The organism is Aromatoleum diolicum (genome assembly GCF_012910955.1).
Lineage (GTDB): Bacteria > Pseudomonadota > Gammaproteobacteria > Burkholderiales > Rhodocyclaceae > Aromatoleum > Aromatoleum diolicum.
Genome location: NZ_WTVQ01000004.1, coordinates 98,027 through 113,731 on the forward strand (window position 1 = coordinate 98,027; position 15,705 = coordinate 113,731).

Sequence of the window (15,705 nt, forward strand, 5' to 3'; positions counted from 1 at the left end):
GTCCAGTCCATCGGTTGTCGCGACTCACCTTATCGTTGAGCAACAAGGTGTTGTCCGGGTAGTCAAGGCGGTGATGCTTGGTTTAATATCCGGCCGGTTTTACACCACCATCAAAAGGAAAAGAGCATGAAAGTTTTCGTTGCTGCCGCGGTTGCCGCGGGCCTTCTCTCCGCCGCTCCGGCGTTCGCCTCTGCTGATCTGGCCAAGGCCAAGAACTGCCTGGCCTGTCACGCTGTAGACAAGAAGCTGGTTGGCCCGGCCTACCAGGAAGTTGCCAAGAAGTACGCCGGTCAGGCTGACGCGGTTGCCAAGCTGGCCGAGAAGATCCAGAAGGGTGGTTCCGGTGTGTGGGGCGCGATGCCGATGCCGGCCAACCCGCAAGTCAATGCTGAAGAAGCCAAGACCCTGGCTGCCTGGGTGCTGTCGCAGAAGTAATCGGCACTCGCTGCCACAAAAAAAGCCAGCCTTGCGGCTGGCTTTTTTTTGCCGACGTCTTTCAGCGTCGGGGTCGTCGTCCCCATTCAGGATTGCATGCTGTCCGCAAATCCCAGCGCACCGACGATCGCACGGTTGATCTGCTCGGGGGCGAGTTGCAGTTCGGCGGCCTGCTTCTGTAATTCAGTGCAATCGAAGGTTTCGCACAGGCGTGCGAGCTTCAGGAAGGGGGCGTAGGGGCCCTGATCGAAGAGCAAGGCGTCAGTGATCGCAGCGGGCAGATTCATCTCGTCCAGCACGCTTTGCATCGATGTGCCGAGCAGTACGTTCAGCAGCGAGAAGGCGCCGGTGATGAACAGGTTGTCGTGCTCGGATTTTTCGAAGAACGGCACGCCGACTTGTTCCATGAAGCGTCCGCGTGCGATGGAGGTCTGCATCATGGCCGGTGCGCCGGGATCGCGATTGGCGCTGACCAGCAGCAGGGACAGCCACTTGTTCAGATTGGCGTAACCCAGAATGCTCACCGCGTGGCGAAAGGACTGGATCTCGCAACTCAGGCCGAAGCCCGCGGAGTTGATGTAGCGCAGCAACTTGTAGGACACCGCGACGTCCTGCCGCAGCACAGCCTCGATCTCGCGAATTTCGGCATTGTTGCGCACCAGGCTGATGAGCCGCACAATCTGCGCGTGCCCCGGGGAGAGTTCCGTGGATGCCGGGTTGCCGTGCAGAAAAAACCACCCGGAAGCACCGTCGTAGCCCGCCTTGACGGCTTCCTGAAATGCGCTGACCTGCGGCAGGCCCCAGGCAAGGGTGATCCCCGGCGAACCCGCCGGGGTCGGATGCTTGCGCCGATCCATCAACACGAAGCGCCAGTCGCAATCCGCGGGCAGGGGGGGGCCGGGTGAAAACCAGCTCAGGCACATGCTCACGCCGGCGTCACGCAACTGCGGCAGCAATGCCTGCGTTTGCGGGTGGGCGAGCGCCTGCGCGGGGATCTCGATCATCGCGTTGGGCGGGGCTTGCCACTTCATCAGTTCGGGGGTCGGAACCAGCCGTCCGAGGCACACAAAGACCGTGTGGTGCGTTGGCCAGATGTCGCTCAGGCTGTTGAGCGTGTCCACCACCGCGGCGATGCTCGGCCCGTGCGCAATCAGCCGGTTGGCAGTAATTGCGCGGTTCTGGTTGACGACGGGTTCGCGGGTCAGGATGGTGGTCTGGGTCATGGTCTCAGCGAGCCGGGTCGGAGGCAAAGGTGAAGGCGTCGGCAAAAAAGTCATCGGCGCCCAAGCCGCATCGTTCGATCAGGTCGCGCCGGGCTGCATCGATCATCGCCGGGGCGCCACAGGCGTAAACCTCGTACGCGGAAAGCTCGGGCAGGTCTTCGATGACGGCGTGGTGGACCAGTCCCGAACGTCCGTGCCAATCGTCGGCCGGGTCCGCCTCGGACAATACCGGAATGTAGCGGAAATCGGGTAGCGCGGATTCCCACGAACGCGCCAGACCGTCCATGTACAGGCCGGCGCGATTACGTGCGCCCCAGTACAGAGTGATCGGGCGTGTGAGGCCGACATGGAGCGCATGCTCGATGATGCTCTTGATCGGCGCGAAGCCGGTGCCGCCCGCGATCAGGACGATTGGCCTGGCGGAATCCTCGTGCAGGCCGAAGCTGCCGAGCGGGCCTTCGAAGCGCAGGATGTCACGCTCCTTCAGGCCGCTGAATACGTGTTCGGTGAACTGACCGCCCGGGACAAGCCGGACGTGGAGTTCCATGTGATCGCCCTGATGCGGTGCATTGGCGATCGAGAAGCTGCGGCGACGACCGTCGGCGAGGAGAAAATCGACATACTGGCCGGCATGGAAGCGGAATGCCTCACTCGCCGGTAGCTTCGCCTCGATGACCATCACGTCCGGTGCGGCACGCGTAAGGCGCTGCACGCGGCATGGCAGTTTCTTGACGGGGATGGCGCCGGCACGGCTGACGTTGCGCGCTTCCAGCACAAGGTCGGAACGAGCATGCGCGCGGCAAAACAGGGTCATGCCGGCCGCGCGATCGGCGTCGCTCAGGGCGCCCGCCGAGACGGTGCCGAGATCCACCTCGCCACTGATGAGCTTGCCTTTGCAGGCTCCGCAGGCGCCGTCACGGCAGCCGTAGGGCAGAACGAGTCCGGCGGCAAGTGCCGCCTCGAGAATGGTCTGGTCTTCTGCGGCGGAAAAGCGCTGACCGCCTGGCTCAAGTGAAATCTGGAACGGCATCGGGCGTGAGATAATTAATTCATGAAAAGAATATTGATCGTCGGCTGCGGTGACGTCGCCCGGCGCGCGATACCCTGGCTGGTGAAACGTTTCAGGGTGTTTGCCCTGGTTCGACGCGCGGACGCCGCTGCCGAACTCAGAGCGCTTGGTGCAACGCCTTTGCTGGCCGATCTTGATGATCGCCGCAGTCTGCGCCGTCTCGCGGGGGTGGCCGATGCGGTGCTGCATTTTGCCCCTCCTCCCGACCGCGGGTCGCAGGATATGCGGACAGCCAGGCTGGCGGCGGCCTTGACGCGCGCAAGGAGTCTACCACAGCGTTTGATCTACATAAGTACGACGGGCGTCTATGGCGATTGTGGCGGCGCCGCAGTGAGCGAAGTCCGGCCCTGCCGGCCGCAGACGGACCGCGCGCGCCGTCGCGTCGATGCCGAAACCCGGCTGCGGCGTCTTGGCGCGCGCAATGGCATGATGGTGAGTGTCCTGCGCGCCCCCGGCATCTATGCGGGCGACCGCCTGCCGCTGGCACGCCTGCGGCGCGGTGAGCCGGTGCTGTGCGCGGACGAGGATGTGCACACCAATCACATCCATGCGGAAGACCTCGCGCACCTTGCATGCCTGGCGCTGTTCCGCGGACGTGCGGGCCGCGTCTACAATGCCGTCGATGATACGTGCATGAAGATGGGCGAGTATTTCGATTTTGCTGCCGATTTTTTCGGACTGCCGCGCCCGCCACGGCTGCCGCGTCGCGAACTGGCAACCCGCTTGTCGCCGATGGCGCTGTCCTTCATGTCGGAATCGAGGCGGCTGAACAATGAACGTATCCGGCGGGATCTGCGTGTCCGCCTCAAGTATCCGACCGTGCGCGAAGGGTTCGCGGCGGCGCTCAATAATTCTGGAGGAAATGTTTGATGCTGGTTGTCAAAGCGCTGCACATCGCGTTCGTCGTGAGCTGGTTCGCCGGGCTGTTCTATCTGCCGAGGCTGTTCGTGAACCATGCAATGGTCGATGATGCCGCGACCCGTGAGCGCCTCGCCCTGATGGAATACAAACTCTATCGCTTCATGACGCCGCTCGGCATACTCGCTGTCGGCCTGGGCTTCTGGTTGTGGTTCGGCTTCGGTTTTGCCGGTGGCTGGCTGCATGCGAAGACGACACTGGTCGTTTTCCTGATCGCCTACCACCTGTATTGCGGCAAGCTGATGCGCGATTTCGCTGCAGATCGCAATACCCGCAGCCACAAGTGGTACCGCGTGTTCAACGAGGTGCCGGTGCTGGTGCTGTTCGCGGTCGTCTTTCTCGCCGTGTTGAAGCCGTTCTGATACGCATGGTCCGGGGCAGGGCGGCCCAGGCCGCCCGCGCCTGATGCGGTGCATTCCCGCCTTACTCCGATTCATTAGATTCATTATTCTTGCCCCGGTCTCCCGCTATGTCCGAATCCTTCTTTTCCCCCTGTCCGCGTGGTCTCGAGCCGATGCTCGCCGAAGAACTCGCGACGTTTGGCGCCACGGCGATCGAGCCGACGCATGGCGGCGTCGGCTTTGCCGGCGACTGGTGCGTGTGCTATCGCGCGAACCTCGAGAGCCGGCTCGCCACGCGTGTCATGTGGCGCCTTGCGCAGGGGCGCTACCAGAGCGAGGAGGACATTTATCGCCTCGCTTACGGCGTGACCTGGGCAAAGTGGTTCACCGCCGATGACACGATCCGCATTTATGTGACGGCGAAGCAGTCGCCGCTGAAAAGCCTCGAGTTCGTCACGCTGCGGATCAAGGATGCGGTCTGCGATCACTTCCGAACGGTGACCGGCAAGCGCCCCAGCGTCGATACCGCGAATCCGGCGGTCCGCATTCACGCCTTCCTGACCCGCGACCGCGTCACGCTGTATCTGGATACCTCCGGCGAGCCACTGTACAAGCGCGGCTTCAAGCCGGCGGCAGTCGAGGCGCCGTTGAAGGAGAATCTGGCGGCCGGCATCCTTCGCCTGAGCGGCTGGAAGCCCGGTGAAGTGCTGCTCGACCCAATGTGCGGCAGTGGCACCTTCCTCATCGAGGCGGCACAGATCGCGCTGGACATCGCGCCGGGCCTCGGTCGTGAGTTTGCGTTCGAGCGCTTCCGCCATCTCGACCGTGCCGCTTGGGCGAACGTCAAGAAGGTTGCGGAAGCGCGTCGCCATGCGCCCCGCCGGCTGAAGATCTACGGATCGGACGTCGTCGGCGAGCAGGTGCGGCGAACGCGGATCAATCTGCAGGCGGCAGGGTTAGGGGATTGCGTGACGCTCGATCGTGCCGATTTCCTGAAACTCGACCCGCCGGCCGGTGAGGGCGTGCTGGTGACGAATCCGCCCTACGGCGTGCGCATCGGCGAGGCGGAGGAACTGGCGGCCTTGTATCCGCAGTTCGGTAACGTGCTGAAGAAGCGCTGGAGCGGCTGGCGCTGCTATTTCCTGAGCGGCGACCCGGCGCTGCCGAAACTGTTCGGGCTGAAGGCGAGCAAGCGCACGCCCTTGTTCAACGGCGCACTTGAATGCCGGCTATTCGAATACAAGATGGTTTCGGGCAGCATGCGCCGCAAGCCGGCTGAAGATATCGGCGACGACGCGTTGCCCGGCTGATTTGGCACGGGACGGCAGGTGGCAGCGGCGTTCGCCGCGGAGATCCCTCACGCGGCGCCACCGCTTCCCGTTCGCGGCTAGCGCCACGCCCGCCGGGCCGCGGGTTCGATGCCGCATGGCGCCTCGGGATGCTAGGCCATCCGCGAGGCTTCAGCGCGCAGCGTCCGAGGATTCAGACGATGTCGAGGTGCTGGATGCCGGACACCAGATCCTTATCGCCGTGTTTGCTGTTGAGCTTGATCTGCAGGCGCAGGTCGTTGACCGAGTCGGCATTGCGCAGCGCGTCCTCGTAGGCGATGCGCTCGTCTTCGTAGAGATCGAACAGGCTCTGGTCGAAGGTTTGCATGCCCAGCTCACGCGAGCGCTTCATCACCTCCTTGATGCCCGGCACTTCGCCCTTGAAGATCAGGTCGGAGATCAGCGGCGAATTCAACAGCACCTCGACCGCCGGCACCCGGCCCTTGCGGTCTTTCAGCGGCAACAGGCGCTGCGAGATCAGTGCGCGCAGGTTCAGCGACAGATCCATCAGGAGCTGTTGGCGGCGGTCTTCCGGGAAGAAGTTGATGATCCGGTCGAGGGCCTGGTTGGCGCTGTTGGCGTGCAGCGTTGCGAGGCACAGGTGGCCGGTTTCGGCGAACGCGATCGCGTGATCCATGGTCTCGCGGTCACGGATTTCGCCCATCAGGATCACGTCGGGTGCCTGCCGCAGGGTGTTTTTCAGCGCCGCTTCCCAGGTGTCGGTGTCGATGCCGATCTCGCGTTGCGTGACGATGCAGTTCTTGTGCTGGTGCACGTATTCGATCGGATCCTCGACGGTGATGATGTGGCCGTAGGAGTGTTCGTTGCGGAAGTCCACCATCGCCGCCAGCGAGGTCGTCTTGCCGGTGCCGGTGCCGCCGACGAAAATCACCAGTCCGCGCTTTGCCATGGCGACGTCGCGCAGCACCGGCGGCATGCCGAGTTCCTCGAAATTCGGGATCTTCTGCGCGATGGTTCGCAGTACCAGTCCGACCTTGCCCTGCTGGATGAAGGCGTTGGCGCGGAAGCGTCCGATGCCGGCAGGCGAAATGGCGAAGTTGCATTCCTTGGTGGCTTCAAACTCGGCCGCCTGGCGATCGTTCATGATTGCGCGTGCCAGTTCCGAGGTGTGCTGCTGCGTCAGTGACTGGTTCGACTGCGGGACGATGCGCCCGTCCTGCTTGATGGCAGGCGGAAAGCCCGTGGTGATGAAGAGGTCCGAACCGTTCTTCTGCACCATCAGCCTGAGCAGATCGTGCATGAATTTGAGTGCCTGATCGCGTTCCATGTGTTGCGCTCCAGCAGAGTGTTCGGCTTGTGGCGTTGGTCGTCGAATTATCGCCGCTCAGGCCGGTGCATGGGAATGCTGCTGCGAGAGCGGAACGGGGAACGGAGGCGTTCCGGAGCTGGTGCGCCGGCAGTGCCGCCGGGGGGTCAGGCGAAATTGTCCTTGTTCTGCGCACGCAACTTCGCTTCGGCGCCCGAAATGATGTTGCGTCGCACCAGGTCGGCGAGGTTCTGGTCCAGCGTCTGCATGCCCACGTTCTGGCCGGTCTGGATCGCCGAGTACATCTGCGCGATCTTGTTCTCGCGGATCAGGTTGCGGATCGCCGGGGTGCCGACCATGATCTCGTGTGCGGCGACACGGCCCTGACCATCCTTGGTCTTCAGCAGGGTCTGCGAGATCACCGCGCGCAACGACTCGGACAGCATCGCGCGCACCATGTCCTTCTCGGCGGCGGGGAAGACGTCGACGATCCGGTCGATGGTCTTGGCCGCGGACGAGGTGTGCAGGGTGCCGAACACCAGGTGACCGGTTTCGGCGCCGGTCAGTGCGAGGCGGATGGTTTCAAGGTCGCGCAATTCGCCGACGAGAATCACGTCCGGGTCTTCGCGCAGCGCGGAGCGCAGTGCGTTGTTGAACGACAGGGTGTCGCGGGCGACCTCGCGCTGGTTGATCAGGCAGCGCTTCGATTCGTGCACGAATTCGATCGGATCCTCGATCGTCAGGATGTGGCCGTATTCGTTCTCGTTGACGTAGTCGACCATCGCGGCGAGCGTCGTTGACTTGCCCGAACCGGTCGGCCCCGTCACCAGCACGATGCCGCGCGGCTGGTTGGCGATTTCCTTGAAGATCTTCGGCGCGTTCAACTCTTCGAGTGACAGTACCTTGGTCGGAATCGTCCGGAACACGGCGGACGCGCCGCGGTTCTGGTTGAAGGCATTGACGCGGAAGCGCGCGAGGTTCGGCACCGCGAAGGAAAAGTCGCATTCGAGCACTTCCTCGAACTGTTTGCGCTGACCGTCGTTCATGATGTCGTACACCATGGAATGCACGTCCTTGTGCTCCATCGGCGGCAGGTTGATGCGCCGCACGTCGCCATGAACGCGGATCATTGGCGGCAAACCCGACGAGAGATGAAGGTCGGAAGCCTTGTTCTTGACCGCAAAGGCGAGCAGTTCGGTGATATCCATTGGGTTGTCGCAGAGTTTCGGTGGAGATGGCGAGCGGAAAGGCCTGCTGGTGGGCGGTGCTATACTCGCCGGGCCGGATTTTCGAGTGCAGTTCTGCCGTTATATGACATCAATCTCTGCCAACTTGCAAGCCGTGCGCGCGCGCGTCGCGGCTGCGGCAACCGCCGCTGGACGCCACCCGGACGAGGTGATGCTGCTCGCGGTGAGCAAGACGTGGCCGGTGCAGCGCGTGGCCGAGGCGGCGACGGCCGGACAGCGGATGTTCGGGGAGAACTATGTGCAGGAAGGCGTCGACAAGATTGTCGCGCTGGATCTGCCGGGGCTCGAATGGCATTTCATCGGTCCGCTTCAGAGCAACAAGACCCGGCTTGTCGCAGCGCATTTCGACTGGGTGCATTCGATCGATCGCCTGAAACTCGCCGAACGGCTGTCTGCCCAGCGCCCGGCGGATCTGCCGCCGCTCAATGTGTGCATTCAGGTGAATGTGAGCGGTGAGGCGAGCAAGAGCGGTGTGGCGCCCGCGGAGGTCGCTGAACTGGCCGCAGCGGTGGCGGCCTTGCCTGGTGTGCGCCTGCGCGGCCTGATGTGCATTCCGGAGCCGGACGGGGATGAAGCGCTGCTGCGCGAGCGTTTCGCCAGTTTGCGCCGCCTGCGCGATATGCTCAATGCCGCGGGGCTTGAGCTGGATACGCTGTCGATGGGGATGTCGCACGACCTCGATCTGGCGATTGCCGAAGGGGCAACCATGGTGCGGGTAGGAACCGCGATTTTCGGCGCACGGACGGTGCGCGAGGGATAAACATGACGGAACGGATCAGGATCAGTTTCCTGGGTGGCGGCAACATGGCGACGGCGCTGATCGGCGGCATGCTGGAGCGCGGTTTCGGCGCGTCCGACATCCAGGTGGTGGATCTGCAGGCGGATAGTTGCGCGCGGCTGGCAAGCCGCTTCGGTGTGCGCGCGGTCGGGGCGGTGGACGATGCGCTGCTCGACTGCGACGTGTTGGTGCTGGCGGTGAAGCCGCAGCAGATGCAGGTCGCGCTCGCGTCACTGGCCGGGCGCATTGCGCGGCCGGTGGTGGTGAGCATCGCGGCGGGTCTGCGGGTGGCCGATCTGAGTCGCTGGATGGGGGGCTACCGTCGGCTGGTGCGGGCAATGCCCAACACGCCAGCGCTGATCGGTGCCGGCGTGACCGGCCTGTATGCCGACCCGTCCGTCGATGCAGCCGGACGCGCCGCGGCCGAGCGCGTGCTCGCGGCGGTCGGCAGCACGGTCTGGATCGGCGAGGAGGCGCAGATGGATGCGGTGACAGCGGTGTCGGGCAGCGGTCCGGCCTATGTCTTCCATTTCATCGAGGCGCTCGAGGCTGCCGGGGCGTCGCTCGGCTTCGACGCGGCAACGGCTCGCCGGCTGGCGATCGATACGGTGCTCGGCGCGGCGAAACTGGCGGCGGACTCGGACGAGGGGCCGGGCGTGTTACGCGAGCGCGTCACGTCGAAGGGGGGCACCACCGAGGCGGCGCTGGCGAGCATGGCGGCGTCGGGCGTGTTCGATGCGATCGTACGCGCGGTGCATGCGGCCGAGGTGCGCGGTCGCGAACTGGGCGAACAACTCGGCAAGGATTGATGCGCGATGCTGGGAAATGTTCTGCTTCTGGTTCTCGACGCGGCGTTCAGCTTCATCACGCTGATGCTGCTGGCGCGCTTTTTCATGCAGTGGCAGCGCGTGTCGTTCCGCAACCAGATTGGCCAGTTCGTGGTGGCGACGACCGACTGGGTGGTGCGCCCGCTGCGGCGGGTGATTCCTGGGCTGCTCGGGTTCGACATGGCAAGCCTGATTCCGGCGTGGATCTTTCAGACGCTGTTCGTGTTCATCGAGCTATCGCTGCGCGGTGCGCCGTTGAGCGGCAACATCGGCGGCTTGCTGCTGGGCCTGTGGGGGCTGGGCTTGCTGGAACTTGCGCGGATGGCGATCTATCTGGTGTTCGGCGTGGTGCTGATGTCGGCGATCCTGTCCTGGGTGAGTCCGCATTCGCCTGCGGCCCCAGTCATGCACAACCTGTCTGCGCCTTTCCTGCGCCCGTTCCGGCGCATCATTCCGCCGATCGCGAATGTCGATCTGTCGCCACTGGTGCTGCTGCTGGTGCTGCAGATCGTGCTGATGCTGCTCGGGGGCCTGCGCGGCAATTTTGCTTCGCTGCTGATGGGATGAGCCGCGGTGATTGGCTGCGCGAGGTGCCTGACGGCAGTCTCGTGCTGACGCTGCACATCCAGCCGGGGGCGAAGAAGACCGAGTTTGTCGGCCTGCACGGTGAGGCGATGAAAGTGCGGCTCGCAGCGCCACCGGTCGATGGCAAGGCGAATGCCGCGCTATGCGCGTATCTCGCCCGGTTTTGTGGTGTCGGCCGCTCGGCGGTGACGCTGATCAGCGGCGAAGCCTCGCGCGCCAAGCGGGTGCGCATCGACGGGCCGGAGGGTGAGGCGATCGCCCGCCTGCGTGCCCTTGGATAGATCCTTGTCTGCGGGGCGCAGGGCGGGCGTGGGCGTTCACCGGAGTTCGTGCATCACCTGCCCTTCGACCAGCGTGTAGTGCACGCGTCCCGGCAGTTCGAGGCCGAGGAAGGGGGTGTTCTTGCCCTGGCTGCGCAATTGGTCGCGGCTGACCTTGGTATGCGCAGCGGGATCGAACAGGCACAGGTCGGCGCGCGCACCTGGTGCGAGGTGCCCGGCCTTGGTGATGCCAACGATGCTGGCCGCATCCGAGGTGACGCGGGCGAGCGCCTTGACCAGCGGCAGACCGGCTTCCTGCGCCCATTTCAGCGTCAGCGGAAGGAGCAGTTCCAGCCCGGTGGCGCCGGGTTCGGATTCGCTGAATGGGGTCAGCTTGCCGTCGTCATCGACCGGTGTGTGGTCGGAGCACAAGGCGTTGATGCGACCGTCCGCGAGGCCCTGACGCAAGGCATCGCGGTCGCGCTGGCTGCGCAGCGGCGGCACCAGGTGGCAGTTGCTATTGAAGTAGCCGATGTCCATGTCGGACAGGTGCAGGTGGTTGATCGACACGTCGCAGCTGATGTCCATGCCGTTGGCACGCGCTTGCTCGACCAGCGCCAGTCCTTCTGCGCTGGATAGCCGGGTGATGTGCAGGCGAGCGCCGGTGACGCGTGCAAGCTGGATATAGGTGTACAGCGCGACGGTTTCCGCGGCGACCGGAATCCCGGGGAGGCCCAGGCGCGTGGCGACTTCGCCGTCGTGCGCGACGCCGCTGCGTGACAGGAACGGCGCGAGCGGCTGCAGCCAGACGCGAAAATCGAAGGTGGCGGCGTATTGCATCGCGCGCATCAGCACGCCGTTGTCGACGATCGGCACGTTGGCCTGGCTGAAGGCGACGCAACCGGCTTCGACGAGTTCGGCCATCTCGGACAGGCGTTCGCCCTTGAGTCCGATGGTGAGCGCTCCGACCGGATACACGTGCGCGCGGTTGAGCTTCTTCGCGCGGTAGCACAGCATTTCGACGAGGCCCGGTTCGTCGAGCGCCGGGTCGGTATCGGGCGGGATCGCCAGGCTGGTGACGCCGCCGGCCATCGCCGCGTCCATCTCCGATTCGAGCGTCGCGCGGTATTCGAAGCCGGGTTCGCGCAGGCGCGCGGCCAGATCGATGAGGCCCGGTGCGACGACGAGGCCGTGTGCGTCGATGGTCCGCTCGGCGGAAAAGCCGTCCGGGGTATGGCCGAGTGCGACGATCTTGCCGTCGGCAAGGTACATGTCGCGGGTGTCGTCGAGTCCGTTGGCCGGGTCGATGATGCGGCCGTTGGTGATGCGAATCTTCATTATTTGTTGCCCCCTTGCTGACCGGCCAGCATGCTCATGACGGCCATTCGTACCGCGATGCCGAAGGTGACCTGTGGCAGGATCACGGCCTGCGCGCCGTCGGCGACCGAGGAATCGATTTCAACGCCGCGATTCATCGGGCCGGGGTGCATCACGATCGCATCCGGTTTGGCCAGCGCCAGTTTCTCGGCGGTCAGTCCCCACACCTTGTAGAACTCCTGCGGCGTCGGCAGCAGCGCGCCGTTCATGCGTTCGTTCTGCAGGCGCAGCATCATCACGACGTCGACGCCCTTGAGGCCTTCGCGGATGTCGTGGAACACGCGCACGCCAAGGCGTTCGACTTCTGTCGGCAGCAGTGTCTTGGGGCCGATGACGCGCACTTCGGGGACGCCCAGCGTGGTCAGCGCGCTGATCTGCGAGCGCGCGACGCGCGAATGCAGCACGTCGCCGACGATCGCCACGGTAAGGTTGCTGAAGTCGCGCTTGTAGTGCCGGATCGTGTACATGTCCAGCAGCCCCTGCGTCGGATGCGCATGGCGACCGTCGCCGGCGTTGACCACGTGGATGTGGTCGCGGCCGGTGGTCTGCAGGTGTTGAGCAATCAGGAAAGGGGCGCCGCTGGCCGCGTGGCGCACGACGAACATGTCGGCCTGCATTGCGCACAGGTTGTCGACGGTGTCGAGCAGGCTCTCGCCCTTGGCGGTCGAACTGGTCGATACGTTCAGATTGACGACGTCGGCCGACAGGCGCTTGGCGGCGATCTCGAAGGTCGTTCGCGTGCGCGTGGAATTCTCGAAAAACAGGTTGAAGATGCTCTTGCCGCGCAGCAGTGGCAGCTTCTTCACTTCGCGCTCGGCCACTTCGGTGAAGGGCGCTGCGGTGTCGAGGATTGCGATCAGCACATCGCGCGGCAGTCCGTCGATGGTCAGCAGGTGCTGCAGTTCGCCATGTTTATTGAGCTGTGGGTTATGCATCGATCAGCCTCAGGGTGAGCGCGCCCGCGGTGTCGGTTTCGAGCTGCAGGCTCTGGCTTGCGGGCAGGGGTTGGGGCAGGGTCAGGGCGCAGTAGCGCGCGGCAATCGGCAACTCGCGGCCGCCGCGATCGACCAGCACGGCCAGTTCCACCTGCGCAGGGCGGCCGAAGTCGAATAGTTCATTGATGGCGGCGCGCGTCGTGCGGCCGGTGTACAGCACGTCGTCGACGATGATGACGTGGGCGCCTTCGACGTCGAACGGGATGTCGGTGCGCTTGGGTTGCGGGTGCAGGCCCTTGGAGCCGAAATCATCGCGGTAGAACGACACATCGATCGAACCCGGTGGCTGGGTCAGGCCCAGTGCGCGGTGCAGGCGTTCTGCAAGCCATACGCCGCCGGTATGAATGCCCACGAGGGCAGTCGCCGGCGAGACGTGCGGCCGCATCTGCTCGACCAGGGTCTGGAAGAGCGCTTCGGCGTCAAGTCTTTGCATGTTGGTGGGTGTCCAGGAAGTGTTGCAGGATGATCTGTGCGGCGACGGCGTCGAGCACTGGTTTGCGCGCGCGCCAGTCGCGCTGGCCGGCCGCTTCCAGCATGCTTTCGGCCGCGGCGGAGGACAGGCGTTCGTCGCTTTCCATCACCGGCAGGCCGTAGCGGCCACGCAACTGGTTGGCGAAGCGGCGGCAGCGTGTGGTGAGTTCATGGGGGGTGCCGTCGAGATGGCAGGGGCTGCCGACGACGAGGGCCGCCGGCCGCCATTCGGCGAGGAGTTTTTCGATCGCCGCAAAACGCGGGGCGCTGGCTTCTCCGCTGATCGTGACAAGCGCGCTCGCCCGGCCGGTTTCAAGCTCACCGACGGCGACGCCGACGCGCGCGAGGCCGAAGTCGAAGCCGAGCAGGGTGCCACGGGCGGGGAGAGCGGTGGGTGTTGGGGCCGGGGCCTCAGGCATGCCCCACAATCTCGCTGAGGTTGGCGAAGTCGATGCCGAGTTTCTGCATGGCGGCCGCGAGGCGCTCCTCGGGCGGCAGTTCGAAGACGATGGCGAGATCCGCCGGCACGGTGAGCCAGGCGTTTTCGGCGATTTCCTGTTCCAGCTGCCCGGCGGTCCAGCCGGCGTAGCCGAGCGTGACCAGCACCTCGGGCGGTTCGCCGCGGCTGCCGATGGCCTGCAGGATGTCGCGCGAGCTGGTGAGCCCGGCCTCGTCCATCACCTTGAGTGTGGAATGCCAGTCGCCCGCCGGCCGATGCAGCACGAAGCCGCGATCGGTCTGCACCGGGCCACCGAAATACACCGGTTGTTCGGCAAAACCCTCGGCCTCGAGCGGCAGTTCCACGCGTTCGAACAAGGTCGCGAGCGTCATGTCGATGGGGCGATTGACGATGATCCCGAGGGCTCCCTGATCGTTGTGTTCAGCGATGTAGGTGAGGGAGCGCACGAAATTCGGATCGGTCATGCTCGGCATGGCGATCAGGAAGTGGTGCGTGAGGTTCGAGGTGATTTCGCTCATGACTGCATTTTAGCCGCTCGCGTGGGCTGGTGAGCAGGAACCTGCGCATGAAGTCTGCGTCAGAATGCCACTTTCCCCCCCGGTGCTTCTCGATGCGCTCTGCCCTCGTCTGGTTTCGTCGCGATCTGCGCAGTTTCGATCATGCCGCGCTGTATTACGCGTTGCGGCGTTTCGAACGTGTCCATTGCGTGTTTGTATTCGACAGGGAAATCCTCGACGCGTTGCCCGACCGGCAGGACCGGCGTGTCGAGTTCATCTGGCGCAGTGTGCAGGAACTCGACGCGGCGCTCGATCGCCTTTCACGGCAAAGTGGCGGAGCGGGCGGGGGCTTGTGCGTGCGCCACGCGCGTGCCGATGAAGCGATTCCGCGGCTGGCGCGCGAGCTGGGCGTCGATGCGGTTTATGCCAATCGCGACTATGAGCCCGCAGCCCGCGCGCGCGACCGGCGCGTGGCGGAACGGCTTGCGGCAGTTGGCATCGCGTTCGAGGATTTCAAGGATCAAGTGATTTTCGAGCGCGACGAAGTACTCACGCAAAGCGGACAGCCCTACAGTGTGTTTACGCCCTACAAAAATGCTTGGCTGAAGAAACTCGACGGCTTCTACACGCAGTCCTATCCGGTGGCGCGCTACGCCGCGCGGTTTGCCCCGAAGGCCGAGGGCGAGCGCATCCCCGATCTCGCCGCCCTCGGTTACGAGCCGACGAATCTCGCCGGGCTGCGCCTGCCCGTGGGCATGTCCGGCGGCCGCAAGCTGTTGGATGATTTTGCCGCCCGCATCGGGCGTTACCGGGAAACTCGCGACTTTCCGGCGGTGAAAGGGGTGTCCTACCTGTCGCCACACCTGCGCTTCGGCACGGTGTCGATCCGGGAACTCGCGGCCTTCGCGTGGGCCGAGGGCGGAGCCGGCGCCGAGACGTGGTTGAGCGAGCTGATCTGGCGTGATTTCTATCAGATGATCCTGTGGCATCACCCGCGCGTCGTCGACGCGAGCTTCAAGCCGGAGTATGAGCGCATCGTTTGGGATGACGCGCCGGAGCTGTTCGCCGCGTGGTGCGAAGGACGCACCGGTTATCCGATCGTCGATGCCGCGATGCGCCAGCTCAACACGACGGGTTATATGCACAACCGCCTGCGCATGATCGCAGCATCCTTCCTGACCAAGGATCTGGGCGTGGATTGGCGCCGTGGCGAACGCTACTTCGCGGACCGGCTGATCGACTACGATCTGGCCTCCAACAACGGCGGCTGGCAGTGGGCGGCGTCGACCGGTTGTGACGCGCAGCCGTATTTCCGCATCTTCAATCCGGTGACACAATCGCAGCGCTTCGATCGCGAAGGCGCCTTCATCAGGCGCTATGTGCCTGAACTCGCGCGCGTGCCGGGCAAGTTCATCCATGCGCCCGCCAAGATGGGAGCGGCGGACCAGGCCGCGTGCGGCGTCCGCATCGGGCACGATTATCCCGCGCCGGTCGTCGATCATGCGGTTGCGCGCGGGCTGACGTTGACTCGCTTTGCGGCTGCGCGGATGTAGGAACGGGGAGGTGGGGGCTGCCCCGCCACGCCCGGCGGGGGGCGACGCTACCCCTTCGCCTATCGGCCGCAATT

Annotated in this window: 18 protein-coding genes; 9 read left to right on the forward strand and 9 right to left on the reverse strand. The window is 64.6% G+C overall.

Annotation, left to right across the window (positions count from 1 at the left end; genetic code table 11):
- Positions 1–126: 126 nt before the first annotated feature.
- Complete coding sequence (locus GPA25_RS03710; protein WP_169259009.1) at positions 127–435, forward strand: c-type cytochrome; 309 nt, start codon at positions 127–129, stop codon at positions 433–435.
- Between the two features lie 86 nt (positions 436–521).
- Here the strand turns inward: GPA25_RS03710 and GPA25_RS03715 are convergent, their stop codons facing one another.
- Positions 522–1,658, reverse strand: a complete 1,137-nt coding sequence (locus GPA25_RS03715; RefSeq protein ID WP_169259010.1) for an EAL and HDOD domain-containing protein — start codon at positions 1,656–1,658, stop codon at positions 522–524.
- Positions 1,659–1,662: 4 nt separating this feature from the next.
- Positions 1,663–2,688 (reverse strand): CDP-6-deoxy-delta-3,4-glucoseen reductase, encoded by a 1,026-nt coding sequence (locus GPA25_RS03720; RefSeq protein WP_169259011.1) that lies wholly within the window; start codon positions 2,686–2,688, stop codon positions 1,663–1,665.
- Positions 2,689–2,709: 21 nt separating this feature from the next.
- Between GPA25_RS03720 and GPA25_RS03725 the strand changes: the two genes are divergently transcribed.
- From GPA25_RS03725 to GPA25_RS03735, 3 genes are all read left to right on the forward strand, one after another.
- Positions 2,710–3,597: an SDR family oxidoreductase gene (locus GPA25_RS03725; RefSeq protein ID WP_169259012.1), complete on the forward strand. Its 888-nt coding sequence runs from the start codon at positions 2,710–2,712 to the stop codon at positions 3,595–3,597.
- Positions 3,597–4,007, forward strand: coding sequence for a CopD family protein (locus tag GPA25_RS03730; protein WP_169259013.1), 411 nt, complete (start codon positions 3,597–3,599; stop codon positions 4,005–4,007). Before GPA25_RS03725 ends, GPA25_RS03730 begins: the two co-directional genes overlap by 1 nt.
- 107 nt (positions 4,008–4,114) lie before the next feature.
- Positions 4,115–5,296: a THUMP domain-containing class I SAM-dependent RNA methyltransferase gene (locus GPA25_RS03735; RefSeq protein WP_169259014.1), complete on the forward strand. Its 1,182-nt coding sequence runs from the start codon at positions 4,115–4,117 to the stop codon at positions 5,294–5,296.
- A 172-nt stretch (positions 5,297–5,468) separates the two neighbouring features.
- Here GPA25_RS03735 and GPA25_RS03740 read toward each other — a convergent pair whose 3' ends face one another.
- Both GPA25_RS03740 and GPA25_RS03745 read right to left on the reverse strand, forming a co-directional pair.
- Positions 5,469–6,602, reverse strand: coding sequence for a PilT/PilU family type 4a pilus ATPase (locus tag GPA25_RS03740; protein ID WP_169259015.1), 1,134 nt, complete (start codon positions 6,600–6,602; stop codon positions 5,469–5,471).
- A 146-nt stretch (positions 6,603–6,748) separates the two neighbouring features.
- A complete protein-coding gene (locus GPA25_RS03745) occupies positions 6,749–7,789 on the reverse strand; it encodes a type IV pilus twitching motility protein PilT (RefSeq protein ID WP_169259016.1) in 1,041 nt (346 codons plus the stop codon).
- 103 nt (positions 7,790–7,892) lie between these two features.
- Between GPA25_RS03745 and GPA25_RS03750 the strand changes: the two genes are divergently transcribed.
- From GPA25_RS03750 to GPA25_RS03765, 4 genes are read left to right on the forward strand one after another with little or no spacing between them, the layout of a single operon-like run.
- The gene (locus tag GPA25_RS03750) at positions 7,893–8,588 is read left to right on the forward strand and encodes a YggS family pyridoxal phosphate-dependent enzyme (RefSeq protein WP_169259017.1); all 696 of its coding nucleotides are present in this window, start codon (positions 7,893–7,895) and stop codon (positions 8,586–8,588) included.
- A gap of 14 nt (positions 8,589–8,602) precedes the next feature.
- Positions 8,603–9,415, forward strand: a complete 813-nt coding sequence (gene proC, locus GPA25_RS03755; RefSeq protein ID WP_169259093.1) for a pyrroline-5-carboxylate reductase — start codon at positions 8,603–8,605, stop codon at positions 9,413–9,415.
- 6 nt (positions 9,416–9,421) lie between these two features.
- Positions 9,422–10,000, forward strand: coding sequence for a YggT family protein (locus tag GPA25_RS03760; RefSeq protein ID WP_169259018.1), 579 nt, complete (start codon positions 9,422–9,424; stop codon positions 9,998–10,000).
- On the forward strand, positions 9,997–10,299 hold the full coding sequence (locus GPA25_RS03765) for a DUF167 domain-containing protein (protein ID WP_169259019.1): 303 nt from the start codon (positions 9,997–9,999) through the stop codon (positions 10,297–10,299). Before GPA25_RS03760 ends, GPA25_RS03765 begins: the two co-directional genes overlap by 4 nt.
- Positions 10,300–10,335: 36 nt before the next feature.
- Here GPA25_RS03765 and GPA25_RS03770 read toward each other — a convergent pair whose 3' ends face one another.
- From GPA25_RS03770 to GPA25_RS03790, 5 genes are read right to left on the reverse strand one after another with little or no spacing between them, the layout of a single operon-like run.
- Positions 10,336–11,616: a dihydroorotase gene (locus GPA25_RS03770; protein ID WP_169259020.1), complete on the reverse strand. Its 1,281-nt coding sequence runs from the start codon at positions 11,614–11,616 to the stop codon at positions 10,336–10,338.
- A complete protein-coding gene (locus GPA25_RS03775; protein WP_169259021.1) occupies positions 11,616–12,590 on the reverse strand; it encodes an aspartate carbamoyltransferase catalytic subunit in 975 nt (324 codons plus the stop codon). The genes GPA25_RS03770 and GPA25_RS03775 overlap by 1 nt, the downstream gene beginning before the upstream one ends.
- Positions 12,583–13,083: a bifunctional pyr operon transcriptional regulator/uracil phosphoribosyltransferase PyrR gene (pyrR, locus tag GPA25_RS03780; RefSeq protein WP_169259022.1), complete on the reverse strand. Its 501-nt coding sequence runs from the start codon at positions 13,081–13,083 to the stop codon at positions 12,583–12,585. Before pyrR ends, GPA25_RS03775 begins: the two co-directional genes overlap by 8 nt.
- Positions 13,070–13,540: a Holliday junction resolvase RuvX gene (gene ruvX / locus GPA25_RS03785; RefSeq protein ID WP_169259023.1), complete on the reverse strand. Its 471-nt coding sequence runs from the start codon at positions 13,538–13,540 to the stop codon at positions 13,070–13,072. Before ruvX ends, pyrR begins: the two co-directional genes overlap by 14 nt.
- The gene (locus tag GPA25_RS03790) at positions 13,533–14,099 is read right to left on the reverse strand and encodes a YqgE/AlgH family protein (RefSeq protein ID WP_169259024.1); all 567 of its coding nucleotides are present in this window, start codon (positions 14,097–14,099) and stop codon (positions 13,533–13,535) included. The genes ruvX and GPA25_RS03790 overlap by 8 nt, the downstream gene beginning before the upstream one ends.
- A 92-nt stretch (positions 14,100–14,191) precedes the next feature.
- On the opposite strand from GPA25_RS03790, the gene GPA25_RS03795 reads away from it, so the two are divergent.
- Complete coding sequence (locus GPA25_RS03795) at positions 14,192–15,631, forward strand: cryptochrome/photolyase family protein (RefSeq protein ID WP_169259025.1); 1,440 nt, start codon at positions 14,192–14,194, stop codon at positions 15,629–15,631.
- The last annotated feature ends 74 nt before the right edge of the window (positions 15,632–15,705 follow it).

Excerpts from the sequence above, each read along its gene's own strand:
- GPA25_RS03745 (WP_169259016.1), bottom strand. The coding sequence starts at position 7,789 with ATGGATATCACCGAACTGCTCGCCTTTGCGGTCAAGAACAAGGCTTCC.
- GPA25_RS03715 (WP_169259010.1), bottom strand. The coding sequence starts at position 1,658 with ATGACCCAGACCACCATCCTGACCCGCGAACCCGTCGTCAACCAGAAC.
- GPA25_RS03740 (WP_169259015.1), bottom strand. The coding sequence starts at position 6,602 with ATGGAACGCGATCAGGCACTCAAATTCATGCACGATCTGCTCAGGCTG.
- ruvX (WP_169259023.1), bottom strand. The coding sequence starts at position 13,540 with ATGCCTGAGGCCCCGGCCCCAACACCCACCGCTCTCCCCGCCCGTGGC.
- GPA25_RS03725 (WP_169259012.1), top strand. The coding sequence starts at position 2,710 with ATGAAAAGAATATTGATCGTCGGCTGCGGTGACGTCGCCCGGCGCGCG.
- GPA25_RS03765 (WP_169259019.1), top strand. The coding sequence starts at position 9,997 with ATGAGCCGCGGTGATTGGCTGCGCGAGGTGCCTGACGGCAGTCTCGTG.
- GPA25_RS03720 (WP_169259011.1), bottom strand. The coding sequence starts at position 2,688 with ATGCCGTTCCAGATTTCACTTGAGCCAGGCGGTCAGCGCTTTTCCGCC.
- pyrR (WP_169259022.1), bottom strand. The coding sequence starts at position 13,083 with ATGCAAAGACTTGACGCCGAAGCGCTCTTCCAGACCCTGGTCGAGCAG.
- GPA25_RS03710 (WP_169259009.1), top strand. The coding sequence starts at position 127 with ATGAAAGTTTTCGTTGCTGCCGCGGTTGCCGCGGGCCTTCTCTCCGCC.
- GPA25_RS03730 (WP_169259013.1), top strand. The coding sequence starts at position 3,597 with ATGCTGGTTGTCAAAGCGCTGCACATCGCGTTCGTCGTGAGCTGGTTC.
- GPA25_RS03735 (WP_169259014.1), top strand. The coding sequence starts at position 4,115 with ATGTCCGAATCCTTCTTTTCCCCCTGTCCGCGTGGTCTCGAGCCGATG.
- GPA25_RS03790 (WP_169259024.1), bottom strand. The coding sequence starts at position 14,099 with ATGAGCGAAATCACCTCGAACCTCACGCACCACTTCCTGATCGCCATG.
- GPA25_RS03770 (WP_169259020.1), bottom strand. The coding sequence starts at position 11,616 with ATGAAGATTCGCATCACCAACGGCCGCATCATCGACCCGGCCAACGGA.
- GPA25_RS03750 (WP_169259017.1), top strand. The coding sequence starts at position 7,893 with ATGACATCAATCTCTGCCAACTTGCAAGCCGTGCGCGCGCGCGTCGCG.
- GPA25_RS03760 (WP_169259018.1), top strand. The coding sequence starts at position 9,422 with ATGCTGGGAAATGTTCTGCTTCTGGTTCTCGACGCGGCGTTCAGCTTC.
- GPA25_RS03795 (WP_169259025.1), top strand. The coding sequence starts at position 14,192 with ATGCGCTCTGCCCTCGTCTGGTTTCGTCGCGATCTGCGCAGTTTCGAT.
- GPA25_RS03775 (WP_169259021.1), bottom strand. The coding sequence starts at position 12,590 with ATGCATAACCCACAGCTCAATAAACATGGCGAACTGCAGCACCTGCTG.